Below are 13,684 nucleotides of genomic sequence, written 5' to 3' on the forward strand. Positions count from 1 at the left end.
CCTAGAGGCTTCGCCAGGACTGGGGAACCTGATGCCGCCGGGGACGGCCGACGGGACAGGGGGTCACTCCACCTTCTCGATCGGGGCGATCTTGATCAGCAGCTTCTTGGCTCCCGCCGACTCGAACTGCACGTGGGCGATGCGTTTCGCGCCCTCGCCGGTGACGGCGTTCACCCGCCCCACACCGAAGTCCGCGTGGGAGATGCGGTCGCCGGGGACGAGCTCGAGATCACCGTTGTCGCGGACCTTCGCCGTGATGCGGTTGGCCCAGGCCGTCTCCGGCTTGCTCGAACCGCCGGAGAACCGGGTGTCGCCCGCGGAGGCTCCTTCTGGGAGCGAGCGGACCGACCAGCGGTCGCTCGAAGGGGCGCGGCGGGCGTTCAGGGCGCGAGACTGGGTTCCACCACGACCGTTGACGTTGCCGGGCGACTGACGCCACTCGATCAGTTCGGCCGGGATCTCCTGCAGATAGCGGCTGGGCATGGCGACGGCCGTCTCGCCGTACTGGGCACGAGTCATCGCCAGGGAGAGGTACAAGCGCTTACGGGCGCGGGTGATGCCGACGTAGAACAGGCGCCGCTCCTCCGCCGGGCCGCCAGGCTCGTTCGCCGACATCCGGTGCGGGAGGAGGTCCTCCTCGATGCCCGTCAGGAAGACCGCATCGTACTCGAGGCCCTTCGCCGTGTGCAGGGTCATGAGCGACACGCTGCCCGTGGCGTCGTCGAGGTCGTCGGCCGCGGCGACGAGCGAGACCTCCGTCAGGAAGTCGACGATGCCGCCGTCGGGGTTGTTCTTGGCGAACTCCTTGGTGACGGCGATGAGCTCGTCGACGTTCTCGGCGCGTGCCTCATCCTGCGGGTCGCGACTGTTGCGCAGCGAGTCGAGGTAGCCGCTCTTCGTCATGAGGAGCGACAGGACGTCGCCGACCGCGGTCGCGGACGCCGTCGGGCGGTCGGCCGCAGCGGCGTCGTCGAGCGCGGCCTGCGCTTCGTCGAGGAGCGCCGACAGCTGCAGGATCGCGCTCGTGACCTTCGGCCCGAGCCCGAGGGCGTCGGCACGCCGCATGGCCTCGCGGAAGGTGACGCCGTTGTTCTCGGCGAAGCTCGCGAGTGCCGTCTCCGTCGCCGGTCCGATGCCACGCTTGGGCGTGTTCAGGATGCGCCGAAGCGCCATGATGTCGGCCGGGTTCGCGACCGACACGAGGTAGGCGAGGGCGTCCTTGATCTCGGCGCGTTCGTAGAACTTGGTGCCGCCCATGATCCGGTACGGCAGGGCCGCGCGGATGAAGATCTCCTCGAGCGCACGGGTCTGGGCGTTCGTGCGGTAGAACACCGCGATGTCGCTGTAGGCCGTGCCGGCGTTCCGGAGCTTCTCGATCTCGTCGGCGATGAACTGCGCCTCGTCGTGGCCGGAGTACCCCGTGAAGCCGACGATCTTCTCTCCGTCGCCGACGGCCGTCCAGAGCTTCTTGTCCTTGCGGTCGAAGTTGTTGGAGATGACCGCGTTCGCGGCCGAGAGGATGTTCTGCGTGGAGCGGTAGTTCTGCTCGAGCAGCACCACCTTGGCACCCGGGAAGTCGCGCTCGAACTCGGTGATGTTCCGGATGTCGGCCCCGCGGAACGCGTAGATCGACTGGTCCGAGTCGCCGACGACGGTGAGCGAGGCACCCTCGGTGCGGGTGATGGCGAGCTGATCCGTGCCGGCCTCGGGCGCACGCGTGAGCTCCCGGATGAGCGAGTACTGGGCGTGGTTGGTGTCCTGGTACTCGTCGACGAGGATGTGGCGGAACCGCTGCTGGTACTGCGCGGCGACGTGCGGGAACGCCCGGAAGAGGAACACCGTCTGGCTGATGAGGTCGTCGAAGTCGAAGGCGTTCGCGTCGGCCAGCGCGCGCGTGTACTTCCGGAAGACCTGCAGGAAGACGAGTTCCTGCGGGTCGTTCGTGTTGATCGTGCGGGAGTACGACTCGACGTCCGACAGCTCGTTTTTGAGCTTCGAGATCTTCGCGGAGGTGTTGGACGGCGTGAAGCCGTACGCATCGGCCTCGAGCTCCTTGATGATCCGCTTCAACAGGGCGCGTTGGTCGCCGCTGTCGTAGATCGTGAAGTTCTTGGTGAAGCCGAAGTGCTCGGCCTCGCGCCGGAGGATGCGGACGCAGGCGGAGTGGAAGGTCGAGATCCACATGCCCTGCGCGGCCTGGCCGACGAGCGCCTGCACCCGCTCACGCATCTCGGCGGCGGCCTTGTTGGTGAACGTGATCGCCAGGATCTGGCTCGGCCAGGCCTCCCGCTGCTCGAGCAGCAGCGCCACGCGGCGGGTGAGCACACTCGTCTTGCCCGATCCGGCACCGGCGACGATGAGCAGGGCCTGGCCCCGGTACTCCACCGCGATCCGTTGCTGGGGGTTGAGCCCCTCCAGCAGCCGACTCCCGCCGGCACGCTCGTCGGAGGACGACTCGGGGACGGTTGCCGTGGGCCAGCCGACGATCACCGGTTGCACGGCGTCGGCGTTCGAAGAAGGAGAGCTCGCCATATCGCCTGCAAGTCTAGGCGCTGCCTCCGACATCGCTCGGCCGAGCACCGCCGTCGCGGTGTTCCGCCCGCTCGCCGGCCGCGGACCGGGCGGCGACACCGAGGTCGGCCTGGTCGACGAAGCAGCCGTCGACCCCCGAGGAGAGCACCAGGACGAACTCCTCGAGCCAGCGGCCGACCGCCGCCGGATCGGACCCGTCCCGGAAGGGTGGCGCGAGGAACCGGTTCTCGGGGCGGAGGGTCCAGGTGTAGACGCGCAGGCCCACCGCGTGGGCGCGCTCCACGAGGTCCGTCGGGTGGGCGCCGTCGTCGTCGAGGTCGATGAGCATCGCCTTGTCCACACTGATGGCGTCGACCTCGAGGGCGAGCGCCGCGAGTCCGGCGTCGGTCATCGCGTCGGCGTAGGACGGGGCCGAATCCCCCAGCCGGGCGACGAGGTCGCTCGGCCTGCCGGACCGCTCGATGAGGTACACGAACTCCGCCTGCACCCGACGGGCCTGCAACGCCGTGAGGACCGACTGCTCGAACGACTCGATGATGAGCGGTTCGGCATCGGGATCGGTGCCGAACCCCAGAGCGGCGAGCTCCTCGGCCAGGAGTCGATCGAGTGGGAGTCCGATCGAAGCGAAGTAGTCGGCGTGCTTCACCTCGGCCACGACACCGACGGGTCGTCGGTGCGCTTCGGCCGCGCTGCGTACGACCTCGACGAGGTCGGCGAACCGCAGGATGCCCTCGGTACCGTCGAATCCCGCACTCACCGTCCGCACCTCGGGGATCCGCTCACGCGCGGTCAGGGTCGACAGCTCGGCCCAGGTGAAGTCCTCGGTGAACCATCCGGTCAGCTCGTGGCCGTCGACGCGCTTCGTCGTCCGCCGGTCGGCGAACTCCGCCCGGGCGGCGACGTCGGTCGTCCCGGAGATCTCGTTCTCGTGTCGGACCACGAGGACGCCGTCCTTCGACGCGACGAGATCGGGCTCGACGGCGTCCGCACCCAGCGCGACGGCCAAGCGGTAGGAGGACTCGGTGTGCTCGGGGCGGTAACCGGGAGCCCCGCGGTGTCCGATGACGAGCGGGTTGGGCAGGGAGTCGATGCGCACGCCATCAGCCTAGGACGACGCTCCAGCGTGCGCGCAGGGTGCCGGCTGTCAGCCCGCCGCGAACATCGGCGCCCGTTCGGGGTTTTCCACGCGCGACCCGGCTGATTCAAAGGGAACTCGGATACTCTGGGTGTCAGCAGCGCCGCTTGGCGCGACACAGCCTCCACGACTGAGAGTAGGAATCAGCCATGGCCCTCGACAATCCCGCGTTCTCGAAGAACCCGGCATTCGCGAAGCAGGGAGGCGGGACGCTGCAGGCAGCTCAAGCAGCGAACCCCTCGCTGACCGCCGAACAGCTCCGCAAGATGTACGAGCAGCCCACCGCACCGGCGGGCGTCGGCACCGCCGACCGCATGACGATCGAGAACACGCTCGTCAAGACGCTCGGCTCGTTCGCCGTCCTCGTCGTGTTCGCCGTCGTCTCCTGGATGTGGACGACCTCCCTCCTGCAGGCAGGCAGCGGCTACGCCCTCCCCATGATCATCGGCATGATCGGTGGTCTCGGTCTCGGGCTCGTCAACTCCTTCAAGAAGGAGCCGGTCCCGGCGCTCATCCTCGGGTACGCCGTCTTCCAGGGACTCTTCGTCGGCGGCATCTCGCGCGTCTTCGAGGCGAACCCGGCCTGGTCGGGCGTCGTCGTCCAGGCGGTCCTCGCGACCCTCGCCGTCGTCGGCGTGACCCTCGCGCTCTTCGCGAGCGGCAAGGTCCGCGCCTCCAAGAAGCTGACGAAGGTCTTCCTCGTCGCCATCATCGGCTACGGCGTCTTCCAGCTCCTCAACCTCGTGCTCATGTTCACGGGCGTCCTGAACAACCCGTTCGGCCTCTACGGCGCGACGATCTTCGGCATCCCGCTCGGGATCGTCATCGGCATCTTCGCGGTGCTGATGGGCGCGTACTCGCTGGTGCTCGACTTCGACTTCATCCAGCGCGGCGTGCAGAACCGCGCACCCGCCAAGTACGGCTGGACCGGCGCCTTCGGCATCATGGTCACGGTCATCTGGATCTACGTCGAGATCCTGCGTCTGCTGGCCATCTCCCGCAACTAGCAGCGCACGCACGGCAAGGCCCGTCCCGTTCGCGGGGCGGGCCTTCGTCGTCCGAGGAACCGGCCGGTCGCGCTACTGCCCTTCGACAGGCTCAGGGACCGAACCCCTCGCACCGGGCACCATCCCCGATCCCTGACCCCCCCGGTCCCTGAGCCACCCACCCGGTCCCTGAGCCACCCACCCGGTCCCTGAGCCTGTCGAAGGGCGCGGACGACGAAGGCCGCCCCGCGAACGGGACGGCCTTCCGATGCTTCAGGGAGTGATCACTCCCACTCGATGGTCCCCGGCGGCTTCGACGTGACGTCGAGCACGACGCGGTTGACGTCCTTCACCTCGTTGGTGATGCGGTTGCTGATGCGCGCGAGAACGTCGTACGGCAGGCGGGTCCAGTCGGCGGTCATGGCGTCTTCAGACGACACCGGTCGCAGCACGATCGGGTGACCGTAGGTGCGGCCGTCGCCCTGCACACCCACGGAACGGACGTCCGCCAGCAGGACCACGGGGCACTGCCAGATCTCCTGGTCGAGCCCGGCCGCGGTCAGTTCCTCGCGGACGATCGCGTCGGCGTCGCGGAGGAGGTCGAGACGCTCGGCCGTGACCTCACCGACGATGCGGATACCGAGTCCGGGACCGGGGAACGGCTGACGGCCGACGATCTCCTCCGGGAGGCCCAGCTCGCGGCCGATCGCCCGGACCTCGTCCTTGAACAGGGTGCGCAGGGGCTCGACGAGTTCGAACTGGAGGTCTTCCGGCAGGCCGCCGACGTTGTGGTGGCTCTTGATGTTGGCCGTGCCGGATCCGCCTCCGGACTCGACGACGTCGGGGTACAGCGTGCCCTGGACGAGGAAGCGGACGGGCTCGCCTTCGCTCTGGGCCTCCTTGACGAGGTCGATCTCGGCCTGTTCGAAGGACCGGATGAATTCGCGGCCGATGATCTTGCGCTTCTGCTCCGGGTCGCTGACACCGGCGAGCGCCGACAGGAACTGCTCGCGGGCGTCGACCGTGACCAGCCGGACACCGGTCGAGGCGACGAAGTCCTCCTCGACCTGGCGCCGCTCGTCCTTCCGGAGCAGGCCGTGGTCGACGAAGATGCAGACGAGCTGGTCGCCGACGGCCTTGTGCACGAGCGCCGCGGCGACGGCCGAGTCGACACCGCCGGAGAGCCCGCAGATGACCTTGGCGTCGCCCACCTGGGAGCGGATGCGGTCGACCTGTTCGGCGATGACGTTGCCGCTGTTCCAGTCGGCCGGAATGCCCGCCGCCCGGTGGAGGAAGTTCTCGAGCACCTGCTGGCCGTAAGCGGAGTGCTTGACCTCGGGGTGCCACTGGACGCCGTAGAGGCCGCGTTCCGCGTTCGCGAAGGCGGCGACCGGAGTCGAGGCGGTCGAGGCGAGGACCTCGAAGCCCTCGGGGGCCTTGGAGACGGAGTCGCCGTGGCTCATCCAGACGTTCTGCTCGGTCGGGACGCCGTGCAGGAGGGTGCCCGGGACGTCGACGACGCTGGTCGCGTCGGTGGCGCCGTACTCCCGGAGACCGGTGTGCGCGACCTCTCCACCGAGCTGCTTGGCCATGACCTGGAAGCCGTAGCAGATGCCGAAGGTCGGGACGCCGAGCTCGAGGATGCCCTCGTCGAGCGACGGAGCGCCCGGCTCGTACACGCTGGACGGGCCGCCGGACAAGACGATCCCGACGGGGTTCTTGGCGGCGACCTCGGCGGCGGACACGGTGTGCGGCACGATCTCGGAGTACACGCCGGCTTCGCGGACGCGACGCGCGATCAGCTGCGCGTACTGCGCACCGAAGTCGACGACGAGGACCGGTCGGGCGGCGGTCTGCTCCGCTGCGGCGGCGGGGGCGGTTTCACTCACTGCATGGACTCCACGGGTTCGGCGGCCGCTGCTGCTTCGCGGCCGGAGAGGTAGCCCTTCACTTCCCGCGGGATGCGGCTCTCGAAGAAGAAGGACAGGAACGGGATGATGCCGCCGAGCGCGAGCCAGAGCAGACGCAGGACGTTCCACCGCATGAGGCTCCAGAGCCGGAACGCGGCGAACAGGTACACGACGTAGAACCAGCCGTGGATGATGAGGATGCCCGTGCTCAGGTTGACGGCGGTGGCGGTGCCGGAGGGCACGAAGGCGAGGAAGCCGTAAGCACCGCCGAGTTCGAGCTCGAGGCCGAACGCGTACTTCATGAGCATCTCGGCGCAGAGCGACAGGAGCAGCACACCGGTGATGGGGGCGGCCACCTGGTAGAACTTCAGCGCGCCTCGGATCGCGGGAAACGTCGACGGTTTCGGCTGGAGGGGCATGCCCCCATCCTACCCGCGGCCGCCAAGCGACCGGACATCACGGACGGAGCGCTGCGGCCTCCTCCTCGGCGTCCTCGAGCTCCTCGATCTCGCGCTCCCAGGCGTCCTTGGCGAGCCGGAACCACAGGAACACGGCGAAGCACGCGAAGACGACCCACTCGGCCGCGTAGAAGATGTTCAACCAGTTGAGCTGGATCTCCTGGCTGGGCGCGGGTGACGAGATGGGCTCGAGTCCGTCGACGGCCACGTCGTCCACGACGAACGCACTGAACACCCGCAGGCCGTCGGCGTCGTTCCAGCGGTTCAGCAGCGCGGCGACCGACATGTTGTCGAGGTCGGTCGGTGCGGCGTCCGCTGCCGGTTCCTCCGGGCCCTCAGGCGGGTTCAGACGCCCTTCGAGCTCCACGGCACCGGTGGGGGCGTCCGCGTTCAATGCCTCCGCGACACGGTCGGCGGTCTCGCGATCCTTCGTCCACCCGAGCGCGACGGCGAGACCGGCCTGATCCGGGCGGTCGGTCGCGAGGTGGCCCGTCACCCAGTACCCGAGCGTGCCGTCGTTCACCCGGTTGCCCACCACGAGGTAGTCCTCCGGCACCCAGGTGCCCGAGACGCTCACCCGTTGTCCGGCGTCCGCCTCTCGGATGCCGACGCCCGGTTCGAGGACGTCCGCGAGTGGCCGGACCGATTCGGTCTCGGTCGGCACCACCTGCCCGGATTCGATGGCGCGTGCGAGCTGCCACTGCCCGAGCGCGGCGAACGCGCCCGCGACGGCGAGGCAGAGGACGAGGACGCCGATCCACCGGGGACGCAGCATGACGGAGCGGAGCGTCGGACGGACCTGTCCGTGGTTGTCGGGGCCTGGTGCCGACGGGGCGGTGCTAGTAATCGGGCTCTCGCTTTCGTGCTGGTGGTTCCTGGTCGTTCATCGCCTGTTCGACGAGTCGGTCGATGGCCGCCTGATCGGTGTCGACGTCCGTCGTGCCTTGGTCGTCGCCCGCACCCTCGACGAGCGCGATGGACTCCTGCGCCGTCGTGTCCACCTGCTCCACTCGGCGCGCCTTCCGGCGACGCGGACGCAGGATGACGGCGCCGATCTGCTCGGACCGGCCTGCGACGATCGGGCCCATCACCGCCATGATGAGCACGTAGAGCCCGGCGAACGGTTGGATGAGCGGGTTGAGCCCTGCGCTCAGCGAGAGCGTCGCGAGGATGAGGGCGAATTCGCCGCGATTCTGCAGGATGACCGCGGCGTTGATCCCCGCTTGCGGCCCGAGTCCGTTGAGCCAGGCGACGAACTGACCGGCCAGGACGTTGAGGACCACCGTCATGAGGACAGCGAGGAGGACCGGGACGAGGACGCTGCCGAACTTCGTCGCGTCGAGCGCGAGGCCGAAGTTCAAGAAGAAGAACGCACCGAACACGTCGCGGAGCGGGATCGCGATCTGCTCGATCTTGTTGCGGAACCGGGTGGCTCCGAGGACCAGCCCGATGAGGAAGGCGCCGATCGCGTCGGTGACCCCGAGGAGCTCGCCGATACCGCCGAACGCGACCGCGAGGCCGAAGAACAGGATCGTGAAGAGCTCGTCGTCCTTCGTGCGGAACAACCGCGACACGAATCGGCCGCCGAAGCGCGCGATCGCGAACATCACGAGGATGAACGTGAACGCGATCGCGAGCTTGCCGATGACCGGCCACACCTCGGTCTCGCCGCTCAGGACGACTCCGACGATGGCGAGGTAGATGGCGATGAAGATGTCCTCCACCACGGTGACGCCCAGGATCATCGGGGTCTCGTCGTTCGTCAGCCGTTTGAGCTCGATGAGGAGCTTCGTGACGATCGCGCTCGAGCTCGTCGCCGTGATGCCGGCGATGATGAGCGCCTCTCGCGTGCCCCACCCGACCAGGAACCCGAACACCAGCCCAGCGGCCATGTTCACGAGGATGTAGGAGCCACCTGACACGATGAGTTTTCCGGCGTTGCCGAAGAACTCGTCCTGATCGAACTCCAGACCGAGGTTGAACAGCAGGAGCACGAGGCCGAAGACGGCGATGAGTTCGATCTGCGCGCTGGCGAAGTCGAGCGGGAACCAGCCCGTGTACGGACTCGCGAGCAGGCCGACGAGCATGTAGACGGGGATCGACGGGAGGCCGATCAGCTTGCCGAGGCGGCCGAGGATGTAGGCGATGACGAACAGGACGCCGAGGATGAGCAGATCCTGGCCGAGGTGGGGGTTTTCGGTCGCGGCGTGCAGCATGCCTACCCTCCAGGCGGAGCGTCGACGGCGACCTTCTTGACGGCGCCCGAACGGAAGTAGGCGAAGGCCTTGGCGACCTTCTCGGGACTGCCCGCGACGACGAGGGTGTCTCCCGGGAAGACCCGGAAGTCCGCTGCCGGGGCCGGGTTGGCGGAGTCGCCACGCACGACGGCGACGACGGTCAGTCCGACCATGCCTTTCTCGGCGGGGTTCCCGAGCGGCTGCCCGGCGATGTGGTCTTCGTAGTCGACGGTGAACCAGTCGATGCTGAGGCCGGGGATCTGGTCGAGCGCGCTGAGCGACTCGGTGATCTGTGTGCCACCGAGGAGTTCGGCCAGCGTGTGCGCCTCGTCCTCGTTGAGCCGGAGCGACACCTTGCCGGCATCGGCACCGTCTTCGTGGTCGGCGAAGGTGATGAGGTCGCTGTGGCCGGACCGGTGGGCGATGACGCCGACCTTGCCGCCGTCGTCCGTGACGAAGGTGTGGAGCACACCGACCCCGGGAAGTTTGACCCGCCGAACATCCACCATGGCTGTACTCCTCAGGCTTGTTGTGGCAGTCCTCCTAGTCTATCCGCCACACCTGGCCCGCCCGCCCGAGGCGCCCGCAGCCGTTCCGCTGCGGGCGATCACCGCCGGTTCAGGCCCCCGGGACGATGTCCGGTGCCTCCAGGCGCACGCGATCCGCCGCTTCGTCGTTCGGCTGCTCCTGCGACGCCCGCTCCGCGGCGACACGCTTCAGGTAGTAGGAGACCTCCTTCTCGATGCGCTCCTCGTCCCACCCGAGGACCCCACCCATGAGCTTCGCCGCGACCGGGGCCGCCGAGACACCGCGGTCCCAGGCCTCGATGGAGATCCGCGTCCGACGGGCGAGGACGTCGTCGAGATGGAGGGCGCCCTCGTGGGAGGCCGCGTAGACGATCTCCGCCCCGATGTAGTCGTCCGCTCCCGGCAGTGCTTCGGCGAGCGTCGGGTCGTCCTTGATGAGGTCGAGCAGCTCGTCCGTCAGGACGCCGTAGCGGTTCAGCAGGTGCTCGATACGCGCCGTGTGCACCCCGAAGGCCCGCGCGATCTTGCCCCGCTTGTTCCAGGCCGCCTGATACCCCTCGGCTCCGAGGAGGGCGATGTTCTCCGTCGCGCTCGCCGGGATCTTGCCGTCGAGGGCGTCCACCGCGGCGTCGATCGCGTCCTTCGCCATGACCCGGTACGTGGTCCACTTGCCACCGGCGATGACCACCAGTCCGGGGACGGAATGCGCGACCAGGTGCTCGCGTGACAACTTCGACGTCTGCTCCGACTCGCCGGCCAGCAGCGGACGGAGGCCGGCGTAGACGCCCTCGACGTCCTCACGGGTGAGCGGGACGGCGAGGATCTTGTTGACGTGCTCGAGCAGGTAGTCGATGTCCGCCGCCGTCGCCGCCGGATGCGCCTTGTCGAGGTGCCAGTCCGTGTCGGTCGTGCCGATGAGCCAGTGTCGGCCCCACGGGATGACGAAGAGGACGCTCTTCTCCGTGCGCAGCAGGAGCCCCATGTTCGATTGGAAGCGGTCGCGCGGCACGACGAGGTGTATTCCCTTCGACGCGCGGACCTTGAACTGGCCCCGCTCCCCCACCATCGACTGCGTGTCGTCGGTCCACACGCCGGTCGCGTTGACGACCTGCTTGGCGCGGATCTCGAAGCGCTCGTCGGTCTGCAGGTCGTGCGCCTTGACGCCCACGACGCGCTGACCGACCTTGATGAAGCCCTCGACCCGCACGCGGCTCGCGACGTGCGCGCCGTAGGCCGACGCCGTCCGCGCGAGGGATGAGACGTACCGGGCGTCGTCGACCTGGGCGTCGTAGTAGGTGAGTCCGCCCACGAACGCGTCCGACTTGAGACTCGGGATCGAGGTCAGGACCTGACGCTTGGACAGGTGCCGGTGGTGCGGGACGCCGGGCGGACGGCCGCCGGTCCAGCTGAAGAGGTCGTAGAGCAGCATGCCGGCACCGATGTAGAGGCGCTCGAAGACCGGCTTGTTGAGCGGGTACAGGAACCGGACCGGCTTCACGAGGTGCGGCGCGATGCGCTGCAGCAGCAACCCGCGCTCGATGAGCGCTTCTCGGACGAGTCGGAAGTCGAGTTGTTCGAGATACCGGATACCGCCGTGCACGAGCTTCGAGGACCGGCTCGAGGTGCCGCTCGCCCAGTCGCGCGCCTCGAGCAGACCGGTGCTGAGTCCGCGCGTGACGGCGTCGAGCGCTGCACCGGTGCCCACGATGCCACCACCGACGACGAGGATGTCGAGCTCTTTCGACTTCAACGCTTCGATCGCGGCGTCGCGCTCCTCCATCCCCAGCTTGGTGGAACGTGACACGTTGTTGTGGGTGGTGGCCATCGTCGAACTCCGCTCGCTGGAACCGCCCTCGCGATGATCCTGCCGGAGGCAGGTGCTCGTCCACGAGGCTCTGCCTCAGAGGCTAGTCGGCGCGATGCGACCCGACAACCGCTTGCGGAAGCGGCTCGCTTCCGGCAGGGCTAGGCGCCCTGGTACGGCGCGACGACGACCTCGACCCGCTGGAACTCCTTGAGGTCGGAGTAGCCGGTGGTGGCCATCGAGCGACGGAGCGCGCCGATGAGGTTGGCCGTGCCGTCAGACTTCGGCGACGGGCCGTAGAGGATCTCCTCGAGCGTCGCGACGGTCCCCACCTCGACACGGCGTCCGCGCGGCAGGTGCAGGTGGTGCGCCTCGGCACCCCAGTGCCAGCCACCGCCGGGTGCGTCCGTTGCGCGGGCGAGTGCGGTGCCGAGCATGACGGCGTCGGCCCCCATCGCGACGGCCTTGACGATGTCGCCCGAGGTCCCGAGACCGCCGTCGGCGATGACGTGCACGTAGCGGCCGCCGGACTCGTCGAGGTAGTCGCGACGCGCACCGGCGACGTCGGCCACGGCGGTCGCCATCGGGGCATGGATGCCGAGCGAGGCCCGCGTGGTGGAGGCGGCGCCGCCACCGAAGCCGACGAGGACGCCGGCCGCACCGGTCCGCATGAGGTGCAGGGCTGCGGTGTACGTGGCCGCGCCACCGACGATCACGGGGACGTCGAGTTCGTAGATGAACTTCTTGAGGTTGAGCGGCTCCTGGTTCTTGGAGACGTGCTCCGCCGACACGGTGGTGCCGCGGATGACGAAGAGGTCGACACCTGCGGCGACGACGGTCTCGTAGAGCTCCTGCGTGCGCTGCGGCGAGAGGGCAGCGGCGACGGTGACTCCGGCCGCGCGGATCTCGGCGAGCCGGGCCGTGACGAGCTCGGGCTTGATGGGCTCCGAGTAGATCTCCTGCATGCGCGCGGTCGCGCGGCCGACCGGCAACGACCGGATTTCGGCGAGCAGCGGCTCGGGGTCTTCGTACCGCGTCCAGAGGCCCTCGAGGTCGAGGACGCCGACGCCGCCGAGCTGGCCCATCATGATCGCGGTCGTCGGCGAGACGACGGAGTCCATCGGTGCCGCGAGCACCGGGATCTCGAACTGGTAGGCGTCGATCGACCAGGACACCGAGACGTCCTGTGGGTCGCGGGTCCGCCGCGACGGGACGACGGCGATGTCGTCGAACGCGTAGGCGCGCCGTGCGCGCTTTGACCGGCCGATCTCAATATCCATGCTCACCGCACCAGCCTACCGGTCAGGTTGCACGTGGACCGTGTCCAAGGCTCACACCCAGTGGCCCGAGTGATATACATGAAGATCACTTCGCTGCCTGGAGCGGATGTGAACGGTGAAGAGAGGATCACATGGGTGGTCGGTCTGGAAGCGTTCGGCGACCCCTCACTCGGCGGGAGGGACGTCGGGAGAGACACTCTCGTATTCCTCGAATCATGTGCACGAGCATCTTCTTCGGAGCTGCGACGTTCGCGATCATCGCCGTGATCAACCGTCTCGATGTCGCGGCCGCTGTCCTGGGCGCGACCGTCTTGGCGCTGGTCGCCATCCCGGCGTGGGCCGTGCTGAGACGTATCGATCACCGACTGGAGCGCTGACCTGATACGCGACGGTCCGGCAGGCGGAAGCCTGCCGGACCGTCGGTGTTCGTGCGGGTGCCTACTTGCGGTAGTTCGGCGCCTCGACGACGATCTGCACGTCGTGCGGGTGCGACTCCTTGAGGCCCGCGGAGGTGATGCGGACGAACTTGCCCTTGGCCTTCAGCTCGCCGATGTTGCGCGCGCCGACGTAGAACATGGACTGACGCAACCCGCCGATGAGCTGGTACGCGACGGCCGACACCGGGCCGCGGTAGGGCACCTGACCCTCGATGCCCTCGGGGATCAGCTTGTCGTCGCTCGGCACGTCGGCCTGGAAGTAGCGGTCCTTCGAGTACGAGGTCTTCTCGCCTCGCGTCTGCATGGCTCCGAGCGATCCCATACCGCGGTAGTTCTTGAACTGCTTGCCGCCCACGAACACGAGGTCGCCGGGGCTCT

At 68.4% G+C, this 13,684-nt stretch carries 12 protein-coding genes; 2 read left to right on the forward strand and 10 right to left on the reverse strand.

Annotation, left to right across the window (positions count from 1 at the left end; translation table 11 throughout):
• Window positions 1-63 precede the first annotated feature (63 nt).
• Both RWN05_RS06680 and RWN05_RS06685 read right to left on the reverse strand, forming a co-directional pair.
• Window positions 64-2,532 carry an ATP-dependent helicase gene (locus tag RWN05_RS06680; RefSeq protein ID WP_071259468.1) on the reverse strand — a complete coding sequence of 823 codons (2,469 nt, stop codon included), beginning with the start codon at window positions 2,530-2,532 and terminating at the stop codon, window positions 64-66.
• 13 nt (window positions 2,533-2,545) lie between these two features.
• Complete coding sequence (locus tag RWN05_RS06685) at window positions 2,546-3,622, reverse strand: glycerophosphodiester phosphodiesterase family protein (RefSeq protein WP_285038461.1); 1,077 nt, start codon at window positions 3,620-3,622, stop codon at window positions 2,546-2,548.
• Between the two features lie 194 nt (window positions 3,623-3,816).
• Between RWN05_RS06685 and RWN05_RS06690 the strand changes: the two genes are divergently transcribed.
• The gene (locus RWN05_RS06690) at window positions 3,817-4,674 is read left to right on the forward strand and encodes a Bax inhibitor-1/YccA family protein (RefSeq protein WP_071259472.1); all 858 of its coding nucleotides are present in this window, start codon (window positions 3,817-3,819) and stop codon (window positions 4,672-4,674) included.
• 263 nt (window positions 4,675-4,937) lie between these two features.
• Here RWN05_RS06690 and guaA read toward each other — a convergent pair whose 3' ends face one another.
• The 7 genes from guaA to RWN05_RS06725 all read right to left on the reverse strand — a co-directional run bounded on the left by guaA (window position 4,938) and on the right by RWN05_RS06725 (window position 12,869).
• On the reverse strand, window positions 4,938-6,542 hold the full coding sequence (gene guaA / locus RWN05_RS06695; RefSeq protein ID WP_314139012.1) for a glutamine-hydrolyzing GMP synthase: 1,605 nt from the start codon (window positions 6,540-6,542) through the stop codon (window positions 4,938-4,940).
• Window positions 6,539-6,982, reverse strand: a complete 444-nt coding sequence (locus RWN05_RS06700; protein WP_056778703.1) for a DUF3817 domain-containing protein — start codon at window positions 6,980-6,982, stop codon at window positions 6,539-6,541. The genes guaA and RWN05_RS06700 overlap by 4 nt, the downstream gene beginning before the upstream one ends.
• A gap of 37 nt (window positions 6,983-7,019) precedes the next feature.
• Window positions 7,020-7,796, reverse strand: a complete 777-nt coding sequence (locus RWN05_RS06705) for an SURF1 family protein (RefSeq protein WP_079001734.1) — start codon at window positions 7,794-7,796, stop codon at window positions 7,020-7,022.
• A 64-nt stretch (window positions 7,797-7,860) separates the two neighbouring features.
• Window positions 7,861-9,237 carry a cation:proton antiporter gene (locus RWN05_RS06710; RefSeq protein ID WP_079001733.1) on the reverse strand — a complete coding sequence of 459 codons (1,377 nt, stop codon included), beginning with the start codon at window positions 9,235-9,237 and terminating at the stop codon, window positions 7,861-7,863.
• 2 nt (window positions 9,238-9,239) lie between these two features.
• Entirely contained in the window at window positions 9,240-9,767 is a 528-nt protein-coding gene (locus tag RWN05_RS06715; RefSeq protein WP_056008027.1) for a cation:proton antiporter regulatory subunit, read from the reverse strand.
• Between the two features lie 109 nt (window positions 9,768-9,876).
• The gene (locus RWN05_RS06720; protein WP_314139015.1) at window positions 9,877-11,610 is read right to left on the reverse strand and encodes a glycerol-3-phosphate dehydrogenase/oxidase; all 1,734 of its coding nucleotides are present in this window, start codon (window positions 11,608-11,610) and stop codon (window positions 9,877-9,879) included.
• 140 nt (window positions 11,611-11,750) lie between these two features.
• Window positions 11,751-12,869: a GuaB3 family IMP dehydrogenase-related protein gene (locus RWN05_RS06725; protein WP_064296664.1), complete on the reverse strand. Its 1,119-nt coding sequence runs from the start codon at window positions 12,867-12,869 to the stop codon at window positions 11,751-11,753.
• Between the two features lie 215 nt (window positions 12,870-13,084).
• Between RWN05_RS06725 and RWN05_RS06730 the strand changes: the two genes are divergently transcribed.
• Window positions 13,085-13,246 (forward strand): hypothetical protein, encoded by a 162-nt coding sequence (locus RWN05_RS06730; RefSeq protein ID WP_314139016.1) that lies wholly within the window; start codon window positions 13,085-13,087, stop codon window positions 13,244-13,246.
• Window positions 13,247-13,307: 61 nt separating this feature from the next.
• Here the strand turns inward: RWN05_RS06730 and RWN05_RS06735 are convergent.
• Window positions 13,308-13,684: IMP dehydrogenase (locus tag RWN05_RS06735; protein WP_314139017.1), on the reverse strand; the 377-nt coding region annotated here is incomplete at its 5' end.

This window comes from uncultured Plantibacter sp. (genome assembly GCF_963518075.1).
Taxonomy (GTDB): Bacteria; Actinomycetota; Actinomycetes; order Actinomycetales; family Microbacteriaceae; genus Plantibacter; species Plantibacter flavus_A.